Raw genomic sequence first — 23,140 nt, 5'->3', positions numbered from 1 at the left:
GACACTCTCCCCATGACTGCACGCGGCTGGTTCCTCTTCTCCCTGATGGGGGTCCTCTGGGGCATCCCCTACCTGATGATCAAAGTGGCGGTGGACGAGGTCTCCCCGTCCATGGTCGTCTTCGTACGCTGTGCCCTGGGCGCGGCCCTCCTGCTTCCCTTCGCGATCCGGCAGGGAGGGCTGACCGGTGTGGTCGTGCGGCACTGGCGTCCGATGCTCGCCTTCGCCGTGATCGAGGTCATCGGCCCGTGGTGGACCCTGACCGACGCCGAACGCCACCTGTCCAGCTCCACGGCCGGCCTGCTGATCGCGGGAGTACCGATCGTGAGCGTGCTCCTGGCCCGCTACTTCGGCGACGCGGAACGCCTGGGAGCCCGCCGTATGACGGGCCTGGCCCTGGGCCTGGCAGGCGTGGCGGTCCTCACCATCCCCCACCTCACGGGAGGCAACCTCCTCTCCCTCACCGAGGTCCTGATCACGGTGATCGGCTACGCGACCGCCCCCCTGATCATGGCCCGCCACCTGAAGCAGGTCCCGACGCTCCAGCTGATAGCCCCGGTCCTGCTCCTGTCGGCGATCGTCTACGCCCCCGCGGCGACCCTGACCCGCCCGTCGGCACTCCCTTCCTCTGCGGCCCTGGTGTCCCTCGCGGCCCTGGGCGTGATCTGCACGGCGCTGGCGTTCGTGGCCTTCCTGGAACTGATCCGGGAGGTCGGCCCGACGAGGGCGACGGTCTTCACCTACGTCAACCCGGCGGTGGCGGTGGCGGCGGGCGCCCTGTTCCTGGACGAGCAGCTGACTCCCGGGATCCTGGCGTCCTTCGCGTTGATCCTGACGGGCTCGTTCCTGGCGACAGCATCGAGCGCACCGGCGCGGAGGACCGGTGGGCGCCGGGTAGCATGGTCGACACGGCAGACGAGCCGGGCGGACGGCCGCGTGGAGTCCCCTTAGGGGCTTCCCGAGGAACGTCCGGGCTCCACAGGGCAGGGTGGTGGCTAACGGCCACCCGGGGTGACCCGCGGGACAGTGCCACAGAAAACAAACCGCCGGGGACCTCGGTCCTCGGTAAGGGTGAAACGGTGGTGTAAGAGACCACCAGTGCCCAGGGTGACCTGGGCAGCTAGGTAAACCCCACCCGGAGCAAGGTCAAGAGGGGTCGCCGTAAGAAGCGGCCCTGCGCGGACGTCCGAGGGCAGCCCGCCCGAGTCCGCGGGTAGACCGCACGAGGCCGACGGCAACGCCGGCCCTAGATGGATGGCCGTCTCCCCGGCCGCCGCGAGGCAGCCGGGCGACAGAACCCGGCGTACAGCCCTGCTCGTCTGCCGCCCAGGCTCCCCGATCAGCGAATATGCTGGTCAGTGGCTCTTTCCCGTTGGACCAAGGGCTTGGTCTGACCCCGTTCCGTACCGGTTCAAACGGGGTGCGTGGCTCCGTGCGTAGCCATGAAAGTAGCCGTGACTCGCGGGGCCGGAGAGCCGCGGTCTCGGAGCCTGAACTGCAGAGTGTGGCCTCTGTCCTGGGACATCCGGGTGGCCCGCCGTAATGGCCGAGCAGCCTATCAAGCCCCGGCGAGCTTGTGCCTCTTCGACAGCCTTGATCAGTCGCGCCGCTAGGGCGTGCCTCCCGGAAACAGAGCCACGCCCTCGGTGATGGGGAGATGAGCGAACAGGCACACCAGGAGTCGGAACCGGACGACGAGCACAGCGGCCGGCCTTCGGAATCAGAAGAACCGACCATGGAAGAGGAGCATGGAGGACATGCCCGTCGTCCCCTGAAGCAGTCGGCGAACCCGTCAGCCCGGAAGGGACCTCAGCACGCCCCGTCGTTGCAGTTCCCGTATGTGCTCGGCGGCCCGCTGTGGGGCTGCGCCGCCGGTGACCAGCACACCGGCCTCCAGGTTCCTGCGGACAGCCGACTCCGTGAGGTTCGCGCTGCCCAGCAGCAACACCCGGCGGTCGGCGACAGCCAGTTTGGCGTGCTGACGGGCGCGCTGGTTCTCACGGCGTTCCGGTGCCCAGTGCCACAGCCGTATGCCGGGCACGGCGGCGAACGCGTCGGCCGGTTCAGGCCCGGAGAGCAGCCCGGCGGCCCCGGCCTTGGTCTCGACCACGAGGTGCACCTCCACACCGCGGGCGACGGCCGCCCGCAAAGCTGCGGAGAGCGGCTCATACGGGCGGGCAGCGTACGTCATGGCCAGCAGTTCCCGTTCCGCCCCGTCGACGACCTCGGTGAGCACCCGCGCGGTGGGACGGACAGGCACTCCCGGTGTGGCAGGTCCGCTCCACACGGTGCTCACATCGATGTCGACCTGTTGCCGGGCTCGACCGGCGATGAATCCGCGCAGGTAGGCGGCGGCTTCGGCCGTGGGGATGTGGTGATGCCGGAGCGACGCGTACAGAGTTCGTATGGCGTCGCTGGCGCGCGGATCCTGGATCGCCACGAGCGCATGCTCCAGGCCCCGCCCACGTGCCAGCAATCCCGTCAGGTCCTTGGAGCGGGCGGAGCCGAGGACCGAGACGACCGCCTCTGCCGCAGCCTCGAACTCCGCGCGGCTCACGGTCGCAGACCCACCGGTGTCAGGACCTGGTCGCTCTCGTCACCGAGCGGCACGAGGAAGCGGCGGTCGAGGAAGCGGTTGCCGCGTTCGCAGGTCGTCTCGGAGACGAAGAGACAGACGTGGCAGGCGGCACCGTGCAGATAGTCGGCGGGGTCCCGCGGCAGTCGCTCTGCGCACAGCGGGTCAGAGGAACAGCGTGCCGCGTCCCGAAGGGCCCGGCGCACGATGCGCTCGAAGTGCGGATCCTCGGCCAGCGATACGAGACCACCCAGGGTGCCCTCCGAATCGGGTACGGCGGTGTAGATGAGGATGCCCGTCCGCGAATGATCGGCATCTCCCGCGTAGATCCGCTCGCCGAGGCTGGCCGAACTGTAGCCGCACTCAAGAGAGATGGTGCGGATCAGCAGGTGAGAGAGCGAGTGGAGGACGATGTAGCGCTCACCGGGCCAGCCCCGCATGGGGTCGAACTCGCCCCGCAGCCGGTCCGATTTCCGGTTGGTGCGGAACCGTGCGAAGGCCTCGCGGTGTGCCTGCATGGCGGGGGACTTCTGCATCCGCTCCTCCCACTCGGCCATGAGGTCCTCCCGTACGCGGAGGAAGATGCCCTCACCCCGTACCTCGCTCGCCGGCACCCACGACTGTGAAGTCCGAGAAAGGCGTACGGGCGTGGCGATCTCGGGTGCCTCGGGATCCGGTGCGTCGAGCCGGGTGAAGCCGATCAGTGCGCGGGCCTCGCGCAGCCGCTGCACCTGGCGTACGTCCGCGAACAGTCCGGTGAGGGCGTCGGGCACGGTCACGGACTCCATGGCGAAGTCGTCCGTGGCATCGGGCAGGGGGGAGGAGGAGAGCATCTCCCACTCGGGGCTGAGGAGATCAGCCGGAACCACCGCACCGGCCGTCGAGCCTGTCTTCCCGTCGAGCCGCGCCTGGTGGGCTTCGACGGCGGCGATGAGCGGCACCGCGTCATAGTCCTTGAGGTAGGCGTACGGAGGCATCTTCGCCAGCAGGTCGTAGGCCGCACGTGAGGTGACGTTCTGCAGTTCGGCCCAGCGTTCCTCGACGAGGTCCGCCAGGTTCGCGTTCTTGCTCGGCGGCAGCGCCAGGGCGCTGAGGGTCATGGGGAACCACTGGTTGGACGCGCCGGCGACCATGAGGGTGGCGTCCTCGTCGCAGTCGGGCTGGTACGTGCCGAGGTGCGGATGCCGTCCGCGGCATGCGGGGAGGTTGCGTCGGCCCCGCTCGCCCATCGCGTCACGGATGTTGCGCTGCTCACCGCAGGCGACGCACTCAAGGGTGACGTTGGCGGCCTGGTTCCCGCCGTGGTCCTTCATGCGCAGCAGCGGCCTGGGCATCTTCGTGCACGGGCTGCCGTGGTGGACGAAGGGTGCGTACGGGAACTCGTCGAGGTGACCGTTGGTGCAGACGAGGGTGAAGCGGGCCGCGACGGCGAGGGGCTTGCCGGGCTTGCAGTCGTGGACGAACTTGGCCTCGTGCGGGGTGCGCGGATTGTTGTTGACGAAGGTGAACGCCTGGGCGTCGATGGGGGCGAGGAGATTGCAGGCCGTGCACCGCAGCCACTGCGGGAACGGCGTCACCGGTACGCCCACACCCTGCGCGGCCCAGTCCTTGGGCGAGTTGTCCGCGCCCTCCATCCACGGAGCGGACCGCAGTTCGGTGATCTGGGAGGCGCCGTAGAGCTGGAGGGAGCGGTTGACGGCCGTACGCAGCCGGGGCTCGTCGATGACGTAGTCGGTCAGGCCGGTGTGACTCCAGGCTTCGAGACCCTTGACGAGGACCGAGAAGTTCGGCAGGTCGATCAGGGCACCGACGCCGGCCGTGTACATGAGATGGCTGGGGCGTGCCGCGCCGACCCGCCTGAAGTGGCCCGTGCTCATCGTCGTCCCTTTCCGGCCGCGCCGCCCGCGGCGTCCCCGTATTCGTCGGCGTCGACCGGTGCGGCCGCCACGTCCGTGTCGTCGTCGGCGGGAGCGAACCGCCAGTCGGGCCCACTGTGGGTGCCCTGGTCCACGAAGTTCCCGCCGCCCGGCAGTAGCAGGTTGAGCTCGTTCTCGGTCTCCCGCATCGACATGGGTACGGTGAGTTCGTCCCAGCGCGAGCCGTCGGCCCGGTGCAGGAGGGGCGTGACCAGGATGTCCTTCCTCTTCTCCTTGCGGTAGCCGAGTACGCCGCCGCTCTCGCGCTGCTCGGCCCAGGAGTCCTTCAGCGCGGTGATGCGCTCGGACAGGTAGCGTCGCGCCCGCTCGCCCCCGACCCGGTCCGCCCGCTCCAGGAACCGCTGCTCCACCTGCGCGGCGACGGTGCCGTTGAGGTCGACGTCGTGGGCGTCGGTGTTGCGGGAGTACTCGTACGCGGCGTGCCGCAGCGCGGCGATGTAGGCGGGTGCGGTGCCCCGGTCGAGGGCGCGGCGGGTGAACGGTGTCACGGACAGCGCCTCTACCTGCCGGTAGAAGGTGGCGTGGTAGTGCGCGAAGTCCTCGAAGTGCGCCAGGTCTCGGGGGCGGGACCAGTTGTAGAGGGTGACGACCAGGCCTGGGCGGCGCGCGTCGCGGCCCACGCGCGAGGACGCCTGGATGTACTCGGCGGTGTTCTTCGGCTGCCCGACGACCAGCATCAGACCGAACCGGGAGACGTCCACGCCGACCTGGAGCATGGAAGTGGCGAGGACGACGTCCACGGCCTGCTTCTGCAGCGGTGTCAGCAGCACCCGCGGATCCCGCTTGTCTCGCCGGGCCGCCGCGTACTCCGCGAACAGGGCCCTGCGCCGCTTGGACGTGTCCCGCTCGGGGTCGAAGGAACTCTCCAGCCGCTTCAGCGTGGCACCGATGTCGGCGGAGGAGATTCGCGAGGTCAGCTCCTGGACGGTCAGCATTCCCGACTTGGTGACGATGCGGTTCGCGATCGTGTCGTGTCCCTTACGACTGCCGTTGATCCGGACCCGGGTGGCGATGTCGTCGTCCATGTAGCGGCGCATACCGGCGAGTTCACGGGTGGCGTTGAAGTAGCCGACGAGCGTCATGTACGGATCCGCGGGCAGGCCGTAGTCATCGAACTGCTGCTGCGCGCCGAGCAGCAGGATCTCGGCGACCCGGATCTCTGCTGCCTTCAACCGCGTGCCGTGGGCGCAGACGCCGAGGTAGCGGCGGCCGGGGGAGGTACGGCTCACCTCGGTCTGGCGTGAGAAGAACGTGTCGGAGATGTCCAGGACCTGCGGGGGGAACACCGCGACCTGCCGTCCGAAGACCCCGCGCACCTGCTCCGCCGCCCGCTTGGTGGTGGCCGTCGACGCGACGATCTTCGGCCCCACTTCCTGTCGGCGCCCTTCCACGTCCGTGTACGCCCAGCTGCACAACTGGTCGACGGCGGCCTCGAAGAGACCGACGGTTGTGCCGAGCGCACCGGAGATCAGGTGCAGCTCGTCCTGGATGATCAGGTCCGGCGGCCGCAGCCGGGTCACGGGCCGTGCGGTCACCGCGGGCAGCAGCCCCTTCTTGTTGTGCCGGCTGCCGCAGCCTGTGCGCTCGTCGAGGTCGTCGTGACGGTAGCCGTGCCGGGGGCACCACTCGGTGACCCGCCCGAACAGCAGCCCCGCGTACCCGTTCCACGGCAGCTGCGCCAGCTTGTCCACGGTGGCGATCACCATCGCCGGGGCCAGTCGGTAGATCTCCTCGTCCACGGTGATCACGGGAATGCCCTCGCCGGGCGCCGAGCGGCGCGAGAAGGGACAGCGGGTCTCGCCCTCGCCGCGGGGGCAGTACAGCAGCACACGGCGCCGGTCGGCGTCGTAGTCCATGTTCGAGTGGGCGGTCAGACCCTCTCCGCACCATGGGCAGCTCAGCACCTGAATGACCCGCGCATGCTTGTCACTCGAACTTTCCTTGGCGCCCGCGATCTGCTCCTGCGCCTCGGAGAACCAGTTCGGCGACACGGAGTTCCCGACCCACAGGCCGATCCGGAACGGCGTCTCGCCCCACCGGGCATCCTGCTTGAACTCCTCGCGCCGGAGCACCTCGCACGCGCTGACCAGCGCGGCTGCCCGCTGGAACTGCTGTGCCGTCAGCAGTCGCAGTGTGTACCGCATGAGCACACCGACGCCCTCACCGCCGTCCCGTGCCTCCAGCCCACGGCCCAGGGTGCCTTGCAACCGCCGCAGCGCGAAGGTGAACGCGGCCAGGCCCAGATACGCCTCGGTCTTGCCACCACCGGTGGGGAAGAACAGCAGATCGACGAGGGCCTCGCGCCCGGTCCCACGATGCGGGTGGCCGGGCCGGGACAGCGAGGCCACGTTCAGCAGGACGAAGGCGATCTGGAACGGCCGCCAGCTCGCCGCCTTCTTGCCCTCGGCACGCACCGTCTCGTGGGCCTCCTGGTACGAGACACCCTCCTGGCCGGCCCGCAGCCCGGCGATGGCGGTGTTCCGCCGCTGAAGCGCCATCGCCCGGTTGGCGAACCGGAACGCTTCGAGCGCGTCCTTGTCCGCGCAGAGCGCGTCGATGCCGAACGCGATGCGGTGGCAGACGTCCACGGCCTGGTCGATGGCGGTCTCGGCGGCGATCCGGAGATCCTCGGGCAGCCCCTGCGCCTTCCGACGCTGCTCGTCCAGCCAGGCGCTATAACCGTCCGACAGCGGGGCCAGCGCGGCGGCCAGCTCCTTGCGGCGCGCGGGCACGGCCAGGGCAGCCAACTCGTCCATGCCGAGTTCGAGCCCTTCGAGGAGCGGCTGCTCGGCGGGGGTGGGTGCGGACGTGCCCGGTACGTCGTACTCCGGCAGCCAGGTGGTGGCCAGCCGGTGGGCTCGCCGTTCGCCCTTGCGCACGTCCACCTTCACCGCCACGTTGCGGCCGACGGCGTGCCGCAGGCTGTCCCGGTACAGCAGCCGCAGCCGCCGCTCCTCCACGTCCTCGGAGCTCCCCCCGGAACCGGGGTCCAGCGGGTCGTCGATGGGCAGGAACACGGCGGCCCGGTCGTCGGGGAAGGCGGTGACGGTGAGCCCGGTCTGGAACAGCCACTGGGCGTCCCGTCGCTCCGACTCGCCCTCCCGCAGCCGGTTGACGAGCGCGACCTCCACGACCCGAAGGTCCTCCCCGCCCGCACGCGTGGCCCGCTCGCGCACCTGCACGTCCAGAAAGACGCCCGCGGACTCGTCGCCCTCCAGTACCCGGCTCTGGTCTCCGGTCCGGGTCACGTCGATGTCACACGGGTGCCGCACGGGCTCGCGCCCCCAGACCTGGGCCGTACGCCCGTCGTCGGTGAGGCCGCTGGTGAGGGAGTAGCGCCCCCAGCTCGCCGTCACGCTGAGGGTGCCGATCGACGCGGGCACCACGAACGACAGCCCCATCGAGGAGGCCCAGATCCGCCCCGAGGCCTGCGGTGTGAGGCGCTCCTCAGGTCCTCCCTCCTCCTTCCCGTCGTCGCTGCCCGGTTCGACATCGGCGTTCTGGGCGGCGTTTCGCGCGATCTGGGTGGCGGTGTCGCTGCTTTCGGGACGAGGCCCCAGCATGCCCACGAGGTAGCGGTCACGCGGACCGGCGGACCGAGGCGGAAGCTCCTCGGTGTCCCCGTCCCAGGGCCCGAGGAGATCCCGGCTGATGTACTTCACCAGGCCGCCACGCACGTCGTACGAGTCACCGGGCAGGAACGTCTGCGGTACGTCGTCGAAGGGGTGCGGCACGCCCTGAGGGGCGGCGGGCTGGGACGGCATGGTGATCGGGCCCTTTCCTGCGGGGAGCCAATGGGGTGAGGCTACCGGGGGCACGGCAGCACGCGGCACCCAGGAAGAGGATCTCATGCATTGACTGAGTTCACGACGGTCTCATCGTGTGGCTGGTCAGAAGAGGGTGTCTCCCCGCGGGAAGAGGCCGGCGTCGAAGAGGGCAGCCTGTTCGGCTTCGGCGACCTCCTGGGCGGTGCCGACCGACGCGTCAGCCGCATCGGGCTGGGGCGCGATGAGGACCGCGAGCCTTCGTACGTCGCCACCCGTCATGGCGTCCAACGCCTGCAGCGCCTTGCCCCGCATGGACTCGCGCAACGCCGGCGGCAGCGCCACACTGACCATTCTGAGCATCCGGTACGCCCCACTCGCATCCCTTACCAGGAAGCCGAGTTGGGCGCGGCCGGTGCGTGAGAGAACCAGCAGCTCGCACATCTGGTGGGCGTCGTCCTCGTCGTAGCGGAACCGCATGATCAGGTTCTGCGCGTCCGGGTCCGTGGCGGGAAAACCGATGAGAATGTCGTGCGGGTCGTCGACTGTCCGGTGACCGATACGCACCGCGCCGTCGTGCTTGAACCGGAGCGCCGCCGCCGACTCCAGCCCGCCCTCGACGACGTACAGCCACCAGGGCTGCGACCCGACTGTGCCTGTCCAGCCGTGCTGTCCCGCTTCCGAGAACACCTTGGCCACCATCCCCATCCACTCGGGGACGACCGCGCGCGGTCGTCCGGCGGGCTTCAGTGGTGCGTAGTCCTCCTCGGTGAAGACCAGTGTGGGCAGTGCCGAGTCCCCCTCGGGACACCAGATTTCCGTGTACTGCCGCAGGTACGCCTCGCAGCGGGCGTTCTCCGGCGAGTCGAGGGCGAGGTGGGCGTGCTCCAGTGGGGTGAGCCGGGGGATGAACGCGTCCTTCAGCCAGCGCAGGTAGGCCCGGCCCGCGTCGCGTATCGACTCGGAGTTCGCCCGGAGGTCGGGCGGCAGCGTGTCGCCACCGGCTTCCAGATTCCCCTCGATGACGGTGGTGAGCGCCTCGGCGAGAGCACGCTCCCGGTGGACGAGCATGAGGTGGGGGACGCGGGCGAGTTCGGCGGCGCATTCGGAGGCGTACGCCTCGATCTCGTCGGCCAGCCCGTCGAATCGCGTGAGGACTATCTTGGCGAACTCGGCTTCCCGGCCGTGGGTATGTGCCTCCAGGTACTCGAAGTACCCGCACCAGTCGTCGTCGCCAGGCCCCTCCTCGGGCACCAGCCCACGCCGCCAGATGCCGTCGCTGTCCACGCCCCAGCGCTCGCGCAACTCCTGGTGCACGCGCGGCCAGCCCACCTTCTCGGCCCTGGACTGCGCCCAGCGGGCGAGGAGTCCTTCGCCGAGGGGCTCACGCCACCATGACTGGAGCAGCCGTTCGGTCGGATTCCTCAGCGCGAGCCACAACTCCTCGACCTCGCCCACGCGTTGCGGCTCGTGAACGCCGCGCGCTCCGGCCAGTCTGACCAGGTCGCCGACGACGTAGGCGATCTCCTGCCGCTCCATGTCGGCCTGGGCGAGCCGGGCGAGGACGGTGGCGGCGACGAGGTCGTACGGGCCAAGGTCTTCGGGGAGGTTGCCGGCGATGGCGGGAGCCAGGTGTTCCAGGCGGATCGCCAGCTCCTCTGTCCGGTCCTCGAACCACCTGCGGCGGAGGGAACGGAATCTCACGGGTTTGGTTGGAGCGGCCATGAGGCGAGAGCGTATGTCCGTTGACTTAGTTCACACAAGCTGCAAGGGTCTTTTGGCGCAGCGATGTGAGACGAACGGTACAGGCGGAGGCCATGGTGCAGAGCGTGACCGGCGATCAGATCAAGACGTTCAGGAAGGTGCCCGAGCAGCGCGTGGCCGCCTTCCTTGAGCGGGGCGGATGGCGGGTGCTGTCGAAGGAACGCAGCGAGACCGTGTGGACGATCCAGGGCGGCAGGAGGGACGGGCTGTGCCCTGTGTGTGACGGCGCGCGCGAGGGATTCGACGTCGGTGACGATGACGGGGATCTGTACTGCCCCGAGCACGAGGACCCGGTGGCGGCACTCGTGTACCCCTCAAGGGGCGAATCGGGAGCGGAGGCCGTCATGCGTGCGCTGTGCTCGCAGGAGCGGATGACGCCAGAGGAACTACTCAATGCCCTCACCCTGGAGCGCAGGGACGAGGCGCACCTGTACCTGAGCCACCGACTGTTCGACTTTCCCGTCCAGGCCGTGGTGTTCGAGGAGGCCATCCACGATCTGTTCGAGATTCTGCGCCTCTGCTACGACTGCGCCGGCGTGGAGCAGGGGGACGCTCTGACGTACAGCGACGTCACGTTCGCCGCCCCCGATCGCGTGACGCTTTCCTTCGGCCGCCCGTACGTCGAGGAGGCCGACGAGGCCGCGGACCGCGTGCGAACGCTGTCCCGCCAGGCTGTTATGCGGCTGGACAGCACGCTGAGCCTGATGCACACCTCGGAGCGGGATCGGTCGGTCGTCCGGCAGTACGCGACTGGCGAACTGGTCTTGGAGGAGGTCGTCGGACCGGAGGACTACCGCCCGGACGCAGGGCCGGAACGGGCCCTGTGGGATGCCCTCGACACGTTCCGGCACCAGACGGCGGCCTTCGCCCGCTGGCGGGTCGACCGGGGCTGGGACGTGGAGTGAGTCAGGGACTGTCGGCTGGGGGAGTGGGGGCGCACTCGGCCCAGACGGTCTTGACGTACTGATCTCGCCGATCGCAGCCCCAGCGGTCGGCGAGGGCCTCGACGAGAAGCAGACCGCGACCGGATTCGGCCAAAGTTGTCGAGTCCGGTCCGGGCGTGCCGCCGAGGGCAGCCGGTGGTGGGGGAATCCGATCAGGACGCGTGTCGCTCACCTCGACGCGGGCGTGTGAGGACGAGAGCAGCAGCCGTACCTCGAAGTCCCGACCGGATGTGTGGCCGTGCGTGATGGCGTTCGCGGCGAGTTCGGCGGTGATGGCGACGAGGGCGCGTGTGGCGGGGGTGGTGCGGGGGAAGCCCCAGTCTTCGAGCTGCTGCTCGACGAGGAGGCGGGCGCCTCGGCGGGTGGAGCTGAGCTGGATTCTGAAGTGGTGGGTGGGAGTGGGGATGGTGGTGGGGGCGGTGGCGGTTGTTGTGGGGGCGGGGTTGATCATGCCGTCACCTGCGTGCTGTAGGCGGTGTGCGCGGTCAGGTAGGGGCGGACGAGGGCGTTGTCTTCTCCTCGCAGCAAGTAGGTGTGGGGATGGGGGCGGGATTTCGGCGTGGGGCCGGGGTGGGTCTCGGGCGCGGGTGTGGGCCTCGGCGCCGTTGTGGACCGTCGGTGGTGTCCGGACGAGGGCCACAGGAGTCGCAGCAGTTGCTCGATGAGGCGGGTGGGGGAGGGCAGCACTTTGTCGAACTCCGCTTGGTGGGGGTGGCGGGCCGTGAGGCTGGGCCACCGAAGGGCATCGCTGTGTAGCGATCCACTTACAGAGTGAGACGGTGCGGGCTACCCTGCCAGGGGGTAGCAGGTGACAAGGCTTCTGTCAGGGGCTCTGTCGTTTTCCGCTGCTCATCTTGGTGACGAGAGAGGGAATCCGCTTCTGCGATGTCCTTACGGGCGTCCTTGAGAGCGTTTTGCAGGGTCTGGATGTGGTGCGCCCGGCTCTGAGCTGCAGCTTTGGCTCTTCTGGGAACTCGCTGGACTGGTAGTTCACCGAGCCACACACGCGCCCCCATGATTGCCCTGTTGGCTCGCTTACGGATCGGTTTGCTGAGCCTCGGACGCAACGCGCTGAGTTCGGCCAGGAGTTCACTCAGCCGTGCGTCTTGCCGCTTGGTGGTCGCAGTCGGCGCGGTCCGACGGGGCGGGGCGGTCACCGGTGGCGTCTTCCAGGCCCGGAGGGCCTTGGCGACCTGGCCTTGGGGCAACGAGTGTGGCGTGAGGTCCAGTCGGGGCCCCATCGCCCTCGCTGGTTGGCCATATGCGGCGAAAGCGCGATCGGTCTCGACGGCGGCCCACCGCTTGAGCTGAGGCGAGTCCTTGGCGAACGGGACGCCGAGCCTGTGGAGGATGTCCCCGAGGTAGGGCAGTGGCCCCCCGTCGTGGCGGATCAACGCCGAGCGGACAGGGACGTACTCGGACAGTGGGGTGTCCACTTCCACGAGGAGATTACGGCGCTCGATGTCGGAGAGGTTCGAGAGCCCCCAGCCGATCGTGCGGGCGAGGGCCGCCCACGTCGTCGTTGTGCGCATCCGTGCCAAGTCGGCCAACGTGTCGCGGAGCTGGGTGACGAGGTCGGCGTGCGTGTGTGGCCGGGGCTTGGCGGGTGGTTCGGCCGTGGCGGTTGTGACCAGGGGGGCGGCCTTCGGCTTGGCAAAGGCCTGCGGCTCGACAACCTTGGTGCTTCGGGAGATGGAGGCGTGTGATGGCCCGGGCTCGGGGTGCATTCCCGGGTGAGGACTCCAGAGGCCCGTTTGCTGGGCGTCGTGGGCGTTGAGGCGCATGTAGCGGTTGGCCTCGATGGCCCAGCCGTGGCCGTCCTCCAAAACGAGCATCCGGGCGGAGTCGGGCACGCGGTAGACGTGTTCGGCCGGCGGCGCGTCAGTGTCGCCGGGGAGGGAGAGCAGGGCCCGGACGATGGGGCTGTCCACCGGCTTCACATCCGCGACGAGGAGATGACGCTCCTCGGCGGCGAAGGGGGAGTGCGTGGGGGCGTTGGCTCCGAGAACGGGTGTGAAGACGAGGCTGCCCTGGATGGGGAAGGAGAGCGGTTTCGGGCGAGGGCGGGATATATGGATGGCCTCGACGTCCGGAGTGGTCAGGCCCGTTGGCGTCAGCACGCAGTCTTCGAGGGGAGTCCACTGGACCGCGCCTGTACGGTCCGGGGTTTCGGTGCCGATGTGAACGTGCCGTTCGCCGCCGACGGTCTCGCAGCGGACGCGGAGGCAGAAGCCGTGCCGGCCTGCGAGTTCGCGAGTGACGGGGGTGTCCGGGCCGAAGATCCAGTCGAGATCTTCGGCCCCTTCGGTAAGGTCATCGACAGCGCGGCGCCAGGCGGGATAGTCGAGGCCGCTGAGCTGGAAGCGGAGACGGCGGCGGGCGCCTGGCAAGTGGACGTCGACGGCGTCGCCGGGACCGGTGCCGAGGTTCTGCGTCTGCACCTTGCCGCTCAACTTCTGCTTGGTGAGCAGGCGTTGCACCCCGCGCTTGATGAAGAGGTGGTCAGCACTGGACTCGCCGTTCGCGGTGCGGTGGCAGATGGGCGCGTTTGGGTGATGCGCGAAGTGACAGACCTTGTGCGTGTAGCGCTTGTCGCTCAACTCACCACCGCAGCCGCCCAGTTGGATGCCGCACCAGTAGGTGTAGGTGGGATGGGCCTTGCGCCAGCGGTCCAGTTCGGTTGCATCCATGGGGAGGATCACCGGGTGGTCGGACTTCGCATAGCCCACAACGGCGGTCTGGACTAGGCGGTGGTCGAAGGCGATGCCGGACGGGGACATGGAGCCTCGCGGTGGGTGAACGGTGGCGGGGTGCGCCTGGGCTGCGGGGGTCCCGCTTTCCGTGGCTGTGAGCGGACACAGGCACGGAGAGCGGAGGTTGGCGTATGCCGGTGTGGGCGACGGGCTCGCTCAGAAGATGGTTCCCTCGGGCCGGAAGAGCCCGTCGTCCTCGAAGTCGACCACTACGGACCTCTTGCTCTGTTCAGCCTTCTTCTGGTACGCCTCGGGCGAGGGCGAGGGCATGTCCGGGTGCTTTTTCGGCTTTTTGTGCAGCCCGAGAAGCACTTCGTCGGCGTAGGTCTGGTGGTTGAGCTGGCGGAGTCGGTCGATGATCTCGGTGCGGACGAGGGGGCCGATCGTGTAGCGGGTGCCCTGGGCGGTTTCGTGGAACCCGTGGTCGAGCGGAAAAGTCGAGTGTGTTGCGTCGGCAGGTGGCGTCGCACCCGTCTCGTCCAAGAGGTCGTGCCAGCCGTAGGCTTCGACAGCTGCTTTGTCGATTACCTCGTGGATTTTTCGTAGTTGTACGATGTCGGAGTCCTGGCAAGTCTCGTCGTGGATCAGGTTGTAGGTGGTAGTCAAGCCGGTTCCGCGGCGTTGCATCAACTCAAGACGATGCTTGTCAAGTTGGATTCCCAATTCGCGCAGTCTAAGAGTCGAATTGGGTCGCACAAGCTTCTCGAAAATCTCGGTCGGTGTGTAACTGGCGTCTGTTTTGAGCGTGCCACCACTCAGCAGCGCCCACCAATAGTGCATAGAGGATGAAAGGAAGGCGAACAAGGCCGGGTCGTCGGATGCGAATACCACGACTTTTTGGTCGAATACCACACCGTTCGCCACAAGTGCGGGTGCAAGAGTCTTGCTTGTCTGCGTCATCGCGATGACCCTCTGTAGAGGGGCGATGCGTTCGTAGAGTGAATCTCTACGGCGCTCGTATTCCCAGAAGCGGCGGGCGAATTTATCACCCACTACGAAGGTTCCATCGCGCTTGCGCCTTTGCCGGTCAGGCATTACCTCCTTCTCGACACGGGCGAATGGCTTCGTGAATCTCCTGGCCTGGGCCTCGTCCATGTCCTTGAAATTTATGATCCAGCGGTTACCGATCTGATCGGGGTGGGCGTTGAATTCCTTTCCATTTACATAGCGGAACAGTACGTGTTGATTCTTCGGATCCTGTGCAATCCAGGCCAGTGCGGTCGGCTCATCAATCACAAATCCTTCTCCGAGAGGCTTTGAGCCGACGAATGAAAGGTTTTGGTTGCAAACCAATGGCTCGCCCCAGGTGGAAATTCTTGATTTAGGGTAGAGGGCTGCCGTGATTCCGGCATGCACTTTTTTGCCGTCCAGTACGAAGGTGGTATCGAGTCCCACTGGGGCAACACTAGTCCAGATAGCGCAGTACTCAACGTCGGCGGACTTGGCCGGCCATCGGGCACTGCGGATGCCCCTCCTGATGTGCACCCCAGACGATACCAACTGATCCAAGGAAACGGCGCGCGATACTCCCTGTGCCAGCGAATTTGTAGCTACTACTCCTGACTGCCCCCGGCTATGCAGAAGTTGATGGATTCTCAACTCGAAGTATGCGACGAGATCCGCATTTCCTCGTACGCCAGCCGCAAGATGCTCTACAAGATTCTCGCGATAGCCGGAGCCGAAGCTGGACGTGAGGTCTCGGCCGGTGACGAATGGTGGGTTTCCAACCACTGCATCGAACCCACCCGCCTTTGCGAAGACCTCCGGAAACTCCAACGGCCAATGCACAGGCACCCGCCGCATTCCCCCCTCCGGAAGTTCACTCGCCAGCCACTCCCGAGCCTGCGCCCGAGCCTCAGCCACCACCTCTGAGTCCTCAAACTCAGCCTCCGGCACGGCCACCACATCTCGCGCCCCCCGAGCCGCCACCGGAAACAGATCCCGAACCCGCTCGCCCCCGTCCTCCTCGTACCAAGCCACCCGTCCCGAAGCACAAGTAGCCAGCGCAGCCCCCGCGATCAGATCCCCCACCAGCCGCAGCTTGGCCGTCTTCTCCCGTACTTCCCGCAGCAGCTCCCGCTTCGCCGCCAGAGCCTCCGGCCCGTCCCCCTTTATCTTCGTGATGGCATGCCGCGTAGCGACGACCTCGCCCACTAGCCGGTCAGCCTCCGCCGCCGCACCCAGCAGGTCACCCTGCTCCACATCCAGGTGCACGGCCTGCAACTGCTCCAGCGACGTGACCCCCAGCAGCGAATCCCCCGCCACCAGCCGGTCGTCCAAGAACGTGAACGGCCGCTCGGGGTCCATCGACACCAGCCACAGCGACAGCTTCGCCATCTCCACAGCCATGGGGTTGATGTCCACCCCATACAGGCAGTGCTCGATGATCTGGCGCCGTGCCTCGATCACCACCGGGTCGGACTCCGCGTCCGCAGCCGTCACCGCGTCGACGGCGCGCCCCGCCCGATAGGCGACCGCGTCCGCCCGCTCTTCCCGAGCCCACGCCTCGATCAGCCGGTCTCCCAGGTAACGGCAGGCCGCCACCAGGAACGCCGCCGACCCCATCGCGATGTCCGCGACCTTCAGCTCAAGGATCTGCTCGGCAGTCTTCGGCACCCATGCCTTCTCGTCCGCCGTCTGGAGCGGCCCCGGCTCGTACACCAGCGGCTCCAGCGCGTGCCGTACGACCTCCTCCGCCAAAGTCCTCGGCGTGTAGTGCGTGCCCGTGTTCTTCCGCAGCGACGACTCCGTCACGAACAGTGAGCCCGCCGGAATCACCACCGGCAGGCCCCGCAGGTCCGGCCGCAGCAGCCCGAAGAACGGAAGGAGCCGTTCCGTCAGTGCCGCGTCCCGGCACGCGGCCTGCAGCCGCCGCCGTGCCTCCGCCTCGGCCTCCCCCTTCACCGGAAGCAGCAGCTTCTCCAGCCTCGCCACGCTCGCCGGTGGCTTCGGTTCCTTCCACGTGTCGTGGATCTTCTTGGCCAGCGACTTGACGTCCCGCACCGAAGCCGCGAGCGACTCCAGCTCGGCCAACGGCACCTCGTGCTCCATGCCTGCCGGGCCGATGAGGCCGACCATCGTCTCGACGGCGCGCTCACCGTCGTACGACAACAGACCCTCGTACACGTAACCGATCTGCTCGACGTCAAGGGCGCGGAAGCTCAGCGTGCGCGTCTCGCGCTGCTTGCCGGTGCCGACGTGGACTTCCTGCACGGCCTGGAGCATGTGCAGGACCGTGCGGTCGTCGATGGGCAGCAGTGGTGAAGTCGTCTCCAGCCACGGGTACTTGTCCGGGTCGAAGATCGAGCCGTCGTAGGCCGGCAGCTCCAGATCCGGGTGTTCCACACCGCCGTGGACGGCGTGGAACAGCGCGATCAGGCGGTGCCAGGCCGCCGTCGTGTGTTCCAGGGACGCCTCGCCCTCCGCGTCCGCCCGGGACTTCAGCTCCGCACGCAGGAAGCGTGCCGAGTACGACTTCGCGTACACCTCGTTGTCCGCGGGGAGCAGGCCCCGCTCCTCGGCGAAGAGAAGGAAGACGACGCGCATCATCACCGCGACCGCGCCCCGGTAGACCTCACTTGCCTCGACTCCCGTCGCGCGCAGGCCCGGTGCCCCCTGCTCCATGGACCGCGCGTCCGCCCGCCCGATCGCGTCCACCAGCAGTTCCACCGCCTGGCGGACCTGGACGCCGAGCGCGTCGGTGACCTCGTCGCCCGCGTCCAGGCTCTTCTTCAGCAGACCGACGAGGGTCTCCGGCTCCTCGTACTCGAAGAAGCGACGGCGGCGCAGCAGCGAGACGAAGGCGCGGACCACATTCCGCTCTGCCGCCTCGTTCCAGCCGATGGCGTCGAAGACGGCCGTGGTCGTGACGCCGCCGACCGGCGCCCACACCAGGCACCACCAGCGGCCGTCCGTCAGGAGGCCCAACGGGACGTCGTGGTGGCGGAGCAGGCGGGCCAGGCGGTCGGCCGGAGGGGCCGACCAGTCGTCGCCCCAGTTCGGTCGGGCCGTGGGGGAGGTGCCGCTCGGCAGGGTCATACCGAGCACGCGGACACGCTTCGCCGCCGACTCGACGTCCGGCTCGGCCGCCAGATCCGTACCCGGCTCGGACAACGCGAAGTCGGCACGCAGACGGACACCGTGCTCGGGCACCTCAAGGCTGAAGCGGTCCAGGGCCAGGTCAGGGACGTCCTCGGCCTCGCCCTGGCGCAGGCTCAGCGCGTCGCCCCATTCGAGGAGGGAACGCAGGACGTACGCCACCCACTCGTCGCGGCCGGCCGTGGTGTCGGTCTGCCAGTCGGCGTGGTGGGCGCGCAGGCGGGCCCGCTGCTCCTTCTCGACGGCGTCGAGTTGCTGCCACGCCTGGAGCAGGACCGGCATGGTGAGGAAGGGGCCGGAGACCTCGGTGAGGTCGAGCCACTCCTGGTGCTGGGCGCGGCCGTCGAGCGCCTTGGCCTTGGCGGCGGCGAGTCCACGGGAGGCGGCGGGGCGGGGGCTCATCGGCGGGCTTCCTTTGCGGGGATCACGAAGACGACGGCGACGGGGAAGAGATGGGAGCGCGGCTCGCGGTAGCGGACGGCGATCGTGGCCAGCTCGCGTTCGCGCTCGGCTCCGAGGCTCTTGATGCGGTCCTGCCAGCGCTCGCGGTCCTCGCGGTACTGGCGCTGCTCGGCGGTCGTCACCTCTCGGGTGCCGAAGAGCGCGATCTGCTCGTTGGCGTCGTCGCCCTCCTCCTTGAGCTTGGCGCGCAGGGTGGCCTCGAAGCGGTCGAGGGTGGCCTTGATGCGGTCCTCTTCCTGTGTGCGCCGGGTGGCGAGCGCGCTTTCCAGCGAGGCCCGACGTTCGCGGGCGCGGGCGGCGAGCGACTCGTAGAGAGGGTCCTTGAGCTTGGGCCAGGCGTCGGTGAGTTCCTGACGCAGGCCCGGAGCGGCCTCGGTGCCGTCGGTGAGGGCGCGAGCGAGGGCGTCACCCTGGGTGCGTACGGAGTCCCAGCGGCGGAAGCGGCCCGTGTCGCCGAACCAGCCGCCCGCGTAGAGGATCTCCTCGTGCAGGCGGGTGCCGTCCGCGCCCACGAGGACGTAGCGGGCGTACGCCGAGACCAGGGTGGTCTGGAGGTTCGGGTCGTTGCTGACGACCGCCGCGACCCGGTGCAGGCCGACACTGTCCGCGTTCCATACCGCGGCCGTGAGGAGCCGGGTGGAGAGGGCGACGAGCGGGTGCTTCAGGTGGGCGAGGACGATGTCGTCCCGGCCTTGCGCGGCGAGTTGTGGGTCGAAGGTGACGGGGCGCTGCTCTGCGGGGCGCAGCTTGTGGGCCAGCCCCCGGGTGGCGCGTTCCCAGGTGCCGGACAGGGGCGGGACCTCGTACAGACCGCCCTCGAAGAACTCGCTGTAGTGCGGGGCGAGGGGCTGCTGGTGGTCCAGTTCGAGGGCCGTGTCCACCACGCGCTTGATCGTGGCCGGGTTCAGGCCGAGGGTGTCGACCGTCTCCTGGTACTGGTCGGCGAGACGTTTGGCCTGCGCGGTGACGTTCTGCTCGGCGGAGATGGTGCCGCCGGTGTTCTTCCGCCCCGCGATCTGCTTGGCCTTGGCGTGCTCGATGTCGACCGGCGTGTGGTCGCCCGTCATGCGGCGTTGTACGGCGTCGGCGATGACGGCGTTGACCGAGCCGAGGTCCTCCTCCATCCGCGCGACCTTGCGGGCGACGCGGGAGAGGAACTCCAGGTCGGCCTCGTAGGAGCCGGCCTTGGCTTTCTCCCAGCCGGAGCCGATGAAGTGGCTGATCTCCGGGTCGTGCTTCTGGCCCCAGCGGTCGACACGGCCGATGCGCTGTTCCAGCTTGTTGGGGTTGAAAGGGATGTCGTAGTTGAACAGGCGGTGGCAGTGGTTCTGGAGGTCGATGCCCTCGCTGGCCGCGTCGGTCGCCAGGAGGATGCGGACCTTGCCCTCCTCGGTGGCGGGGTGCGCCTGGAAGCCGAGGCGGATCTGCTCGCGCTGCTCGGCGTTGAGGCCGCCGTGCAGTACGGCGACACGCTCGCCGTCCGTGAGTTCGTGCTGCTGGAGCAGGTTGAACAGCCACTTCTGGGTGTCGCGGTACTCGGTGAAGACCACGACGCGTTCGTTCGTCCAGTGTCGGTCGGGGCGGCAGATGGCCTTGACCGCGTTGATCAGTGCGTCGGCCTTGGAGTCGGCCGCGGCCTCGTGCGTGAGAGCCCAACGCTCCATCTGGCGCAGCAGATTCAGCTCCTCGCCGTCCTCCTGCGGGGTGAGGCTCGTGGAGCGGGTGAGGGCGTCGTCCTCCGCGTCGGCGAGGCCCAGGTCGTCTAGTTCGGCAGCGAGGTCGGCGAACTCGTCCAGCCAGTCCGGGACTTCGGCGGCGGCGGAGCGCGCGCGGCCCTGAGTGTCGTCCAGGTGGGAGAGGTAGACCTTGACGGTGTGCAGGAAGGCGGCGGGAGAGGAGAAGAGCCGCTTCTTCAGCAGCAGGGTGACCAGGTCGGCTGCGCGGCGGCCGCCTCGTGCCTTCGGCGTCATCCGCCGCTTGCGCAGGTCGGCGAAGCTGCCCAGCAGGCCGTGCACCTCGCGCTCCAACTCCGTGTACTCGACGGGAAGTTCGCGTGTCTTGCGGGTGCGGAAGCGGGGCGTGCCGTCCGGGTTGGTGACGTTGGCCTTCAGACGCCGCACGACCGTCTCATCGCGGGACTGCTTGTCCGGCTCGACACCACGGGCGAACTTCTGGTTGTCGATGAGCTCCAGCAGGGCGGTGTACGACTCGGGGTAGCCGTTGTGCGGGGTCGCGGAGAGGAAGAGGCGGTGTTCGAAGTGCGGCACCATCCGCCGGATCAGCTTCGTCTGCTGCGAGTCGACGGCGTACACCTGCTTGGGAGCGGCGGGCGCGACGTGGTGGGCCTCGTCGAGGACGAGGAGATCGAAGAAGCGGCGCCGGCGGGCACCGTCGTCTCCGGTCTCCTCCCTGTCAGGGATCACCTCGTCCAGGAGGCGCTGGGCCTTGGTGCCGCGCAGCCAGGGCAGGGAGACGATGGTGAGGGGGTGCACACGGAACGGGTTGGCCGCCGTACCGTGCGTGCGGCGCAGCCGGGCGCAGTGCTCGGAGTCGACGATGGTGCAGTCCAGACCGAACTTCTCGTGCATCTCGTCGCGCCACTTGAGGGTCAGGCCCGCCGGGCAGACGATCATGATCCGGTGGGCGCGGCCGCGCAGCAGCAGTTCCTGGACGACCAGGCCGGCTTCGATGGTCTTGCCGAGGCCGACGTCGTCGGCGAGAAGAAGGTTGACGCGTGGGGCGCCGACGGCGCGGGAGACCGGTTCGAGCTGGTACGGCTCGACGGCGACGCCGGAGCGGAAGGGCGCCTGGAGGGTCCTGACGTCGGCGGAGGCCACCGCCGACCAGCGGACGGCGTCGAGGAAGGCGGCGAGGCGCGAGGGCGGGTCGAAGCGGCCGGTGGCGGCGTCCGGCAGAGAGCCGCGGTCCAGGACCCTGCGCCCCGGCTCGACCTCCCATATGACGGAAAGCGTGTCCCCGAACCGGCCGTCGGCGACCGACTGCAGGTGGACGAGGGTCGCGGAGCGCCCACTGGCGGCCGGAGCGGGCTCGACGCGGGCGACCCCCCAGGTCTGGCCGCGTACCTCGACCAGCTCCCCCTCCTCGGGGATCCGGTCGGACGCGTCCGCGCCCCGTCCGCGGTCCTGCCGAGCCGCCTGCGTCGTCATGCTGTTGGCCTTCCTTCGTGGCTCGTATGCACTTGGCATACGGCATTGACCCTACGCAATACGGGACATGCGGTGGGATCCTGCCGTGCAGGGACACTAGCAAAGAAGTTATGTTGTGAACATAGTTCACAGCGTGCTGCTTGCTAAGTGGTCTTCAGTAAGCGATCGAGGCGCCCCAGGAGAGCCTCGGCTCGCGCGTGCCGCTCGTCTCCGGCTGGCAGGATGCGCTTCTGGTCGGCCACCAGGCCGCCGAGCTGATCGTGGGCCGCCTCGACGCGGCCCCCGCGTGCGGTCAGCGCGGCGATCTCGTACCTGACGTCGAAGACCGTACGGTCCACGGCTCCGAACACGTGCTGCTGAACCGGGAGCAGCGCCTCGAACTCATGCAGCGCTTCCGGCGTCTGGCCGAGCTCGGCCAGGCAGCGGGCGACACCGGCGCGGCATGCAAGCACGTCACGGTCCGTCTTCGGGCGGTGCCTGCGCAGCGCACCTCCGAGGGCGAAGTAGCCGTCGTAGGCGCGCGTGAAGTCCTCCGAGCCGACCCACAGCTCGCAGAGCATGAGGCGAAGCGGGATCAGGTCCGCGTCGTCGAGGGGACGGCGACTATCGCGCAGGTGGCTCTCGAGGAGTGCCGCAGCGCTCGCGTGCTCGCCCCGATCCGCCAGCCCGCGGATCTCCTCGGTGAGCGAGGAGGGGGGCTGGTGGGGCGCATCGCCGGAGCCGGGCGGCGGGCCGGGCCGGGACGAACGCGGGCCGGGGACGGCCGACGGGGGCTGGAGGCAGGTCTGGGCGACGTGCTGGACCTCCTGAGCCGAAGGGCGCTCTGTGGGGTCCTTGGCCAGCAGTCGCATGATGAGGTCGGCGAACGCGGGCGGCAGGTCGCTGCGGTGGCCGGTCACCGGGGGTGGCTTCTCGTGGACGTGCTGGTAGATGAGGAAGAGAGGCGAAGCGTTGCGTGCGATCTCGAACGGCGGCCTCCCCGCCGTGATCTCGTACAGCACGCAGCCGAGCGCGTACAGGTCGCTCAGCGCCGTGACGTCTCCGCCGTCCCCCTGCTCCGGCGAGATGAATCCCGGCGTGCCCGGCATCTCGTTCGCCTTGGTGAGACGGGACTGGGCGCCGTCGGGCTTCAGCGCGGCGGCGACTCCGAAGTCCAGCACCTTCACCGTGCCGTTGTCGGTGAGCATGATATTCGACGGCTTCAGGTCACGGTGGATCACATGGATGCGGTGGGCGTGCGCCAGCACGTCCGCGGTCTGGGTGGCGACCGCTGCGGCAAGCCGGATCGGGAACGGTCCGCGTTCTCTGAGCATCGCGGACAGGGTTCTGCCTTTCACCAGCTCCATGACGATGAACAGGCCGTTGTCCTCGCGGCGACCGGTTTCGTGGACCGTCGGCACGCTGGGATGGCCGATCCGGGCGGTGAGCAGGGCTTCCCGCTGGAAGCGCCGCTCCAGACGCCGCAGATCCGCGCCCTCGCTCCGGGAGCTGAGGAACTTGACCGCTACCACCCGGTTGAGCTGGAGGTCCCTCGCGGCCCAGACCTCACCCATTCCGCCCTGGCCCAGGCGGTGCTGTAGTTCGTAGCGCTGTTCGAACGTGCCTGTCACACCCAACCCCCGGGTCCCACGGACGTCCCGACGCGCCCGACCAGTTTCCTGTTCACCCATTCTCGC

At 68.7% G+C, this 23,140-nt stretch carries 10 protein-coding genes, 1 other RNA gene and 1 pseudogene; 3 read left to right on the top strand and 9 right to left on the bottom strand.

From position 1 onward, the window contains the following. Positions 1–12 precede the first annotated feature (12 nt). Positions 13–840: pseudogene (locus ACZ7MG_RS15115) on the top strand (DMT family transporter); the annotation flags it as partial. 76 nt (positions 841–916) lie between these two features. Beyond that, positions 917–1,322: RNase P RNA component class A (gene rnpB / locus ACZ7MG_RS15110), an RNA gene on the top strand. 470 nt (positions 1,323–1,792) lie between these two features. Here the strand turns inward: rnpB and drmC are convergent. From drmC to ACZ7MG_RS15090, 4 genes are all read right to left on the bottom strand, one after another. Further along, a complete protein-coding gene (gene drmC, locus ACZ7MG_RS15105; RefSeq protein ID WP_471380395.1) occupies positions 1,793–2,557 on the bottom strand; it encodes a DISARM system phospholipase D-like protein DrmC in 765 nt (254 codons plus the stop codon). Then, the gene (gene drmB, locus ACZ7MG_RS15100; protein WP_471380397.1) at positions 2,554–4,452 is read right to left on the bottom strand and encodes a DrmB family protein; all 1,899 of its coding nucleotides are present in this window, start codon (positions 4,450–4,452) and stop codon (positions 2,554–2,556) included. Before drmB ends, drmC begins: the two co-directional genes overlap by 4 nt. Beyond that, on the bottom strand, positions 4,449–8,276 hold the full coding sequence (gene drmA, locus ACZ7MG_RS15095; RefSeq protein ID WP_471380398.1) for a DISARM system helicase DrmA: 3,828 nt from the start codon (positions 8,274–8,276) through the stop codon (positions 4,449–4,451). The genes drmB and drmA overlap by 4 nt, the downstream gene beginning before the upstream one ends. Positions 8,277–8,402: 126 nt before the next feature. Next, positions 8,403–9,980, bottom strand: a complete 1,578-nt coding sequence (locus tag ACZ7MG_RS15090; protein ID WP_471380400.1) for a hypothetical protein — start codon at positions 9,978–9,980, stop codon at positions 8,403–8,405. A gap of 125 nt (positions 9,981–10,105) precedes the next feature. On the opposite strand from ACZ7MG_RS15090, the gene ACZ7MG_RS15085 reads away from it, so the two are divergent. Beyond that, the gene (locus tag ACZ7MG_RS15085; RefSeq protein WP_471380402.1) at positions 10,106–10,945 is read left to right on the top strand and encodes a hypothetical protein; all 840 of its coding nucleotides are present in this window, start codon (positions 10,106–10,108) and stop codon (positions 10,943–10,945) included. Position 10,946: 1 nt separating this feature from the next. Here the strand turns inward: ACZ7MG_RS15085 and ACZ7MG_RS15080 are convergent, their stop codons facing one another. From ACZ7MG_RS15080 to ACZ7MG_RS15060, 5 genes are all read right to left on the bottom strand, one after another. Beyond that, positions 10,947–11,435, bottom strand: a complete 489-nt coding sequence (locus ACZ7MG_RS15080; RefSeq protein WP_471380404.1) for an ATP-binding protein — start codon at positions 11,433–11,435, stop codon at positions 10,947–10,949. 313 nt (positions 11,436–11,748) lie between these two features. Then, a complete protein-coding gene (locus ACZ7MG_RS15075) occupies positions 11,749–13,764 on the bottom strand; it encodes a hypothetical protein (protein ID WP_471380406.1) in 2,016 nt (671 codons plus the stop codon). Positions 13,765–13,893: 129 nt separating this feature from the next. Then, on the bottom strand, positions 13,894–18,237 hold the full coding sequence (locus ACZ7MG_RS15070) for an Eco57I restriction-modification methylase domain-containing protein (protein ID WP_471380407.1): 4,344 nt from the start codon (positions 18,235–18,237) through the stop codon (positions 13,894–13,896). Continuing rightward, the gene (gene drmD, locus ACZ7MG_RS15065; protein WP_471380409.1) at positions 18,234–21,464 is read right to left on the bottom strand and encodes a DISARM system SNF2-like helicase DrmD; all 3,231 of its coding nucleotides are present in this window, start codon (positions 21,462–21,464) and stop codon (positions 18,234–18,236) included. Before drmD ends, ACZ7MG_RS15070 begins: the two co-directional genes overlap by 4 nt. 143 nt (positions 21,465–21,607) lie before the next feature. Further along, on the bottom strand, positions 21,608–23,074 hold the full coding sequence (locus ACZ7MG_RS15060) for a serine/threonine-protein kinase (protein WP_471380410.1): 1,467 nt from the start codon (positions 23,072–23,074) through the stop codon (positions 21,608–21,610). Between the last annotated feature and the right edge of the window lie 66 nt (positions 23,075–23,140).

It is taken from the genome of Streptomyces sp. NPDC107538 (assembly GCF_055657445.1).
The sequence above is the reverse complement of the archived record's forward strand: the minus strand, read 5'-3'. Positions and strand labels throughout refer to the sequence as shown.

Coding starts and splice junctions, on each gene's coding strand:
- drmB (WP_471380397.1), bottom strand. CDS start 4,452: ATGAGCACGGGCCACTTCAGGCGGGTCGGCGCGGCACGCCCCAGCCAT.
- ACZ7MG_RS15070 (WP_471380407.1), bottom strand. CDS start 18,237: ATGAGCCCCCGCCCCGCCGCCTCCCGTGGACTCGCCGCCGCCAAGGCC.
- ACZ7MG_RS15075 (WP_471380406.1), bottom strand. CDS start 13,764: ATGTCCCCGTCCGGCATCGCCTTCGACCACCGCCTAGTCCAGACCGCC.
- ACZ7MG_RS15080 (WP_471380404.1), bottom strand. CDS start 11,435: ATGATCAACCCCGCCCCCACAACAACCGCCACCGCCCCCACCACCATC.
- drmA (WP_471380398.1), bottom strand. CDS start 8,276: ATGCCGTCCCAGCCCGCCGCCCCTCAGGGCGTGCCGCACCCCTTCGAC.
- drmD (WP_471380409.1), bottom strand. CDS start 21,464: ATGACGACGCAGGCGGCTCGGCAGGACCGCGGACGGGGCGCGGACGCG.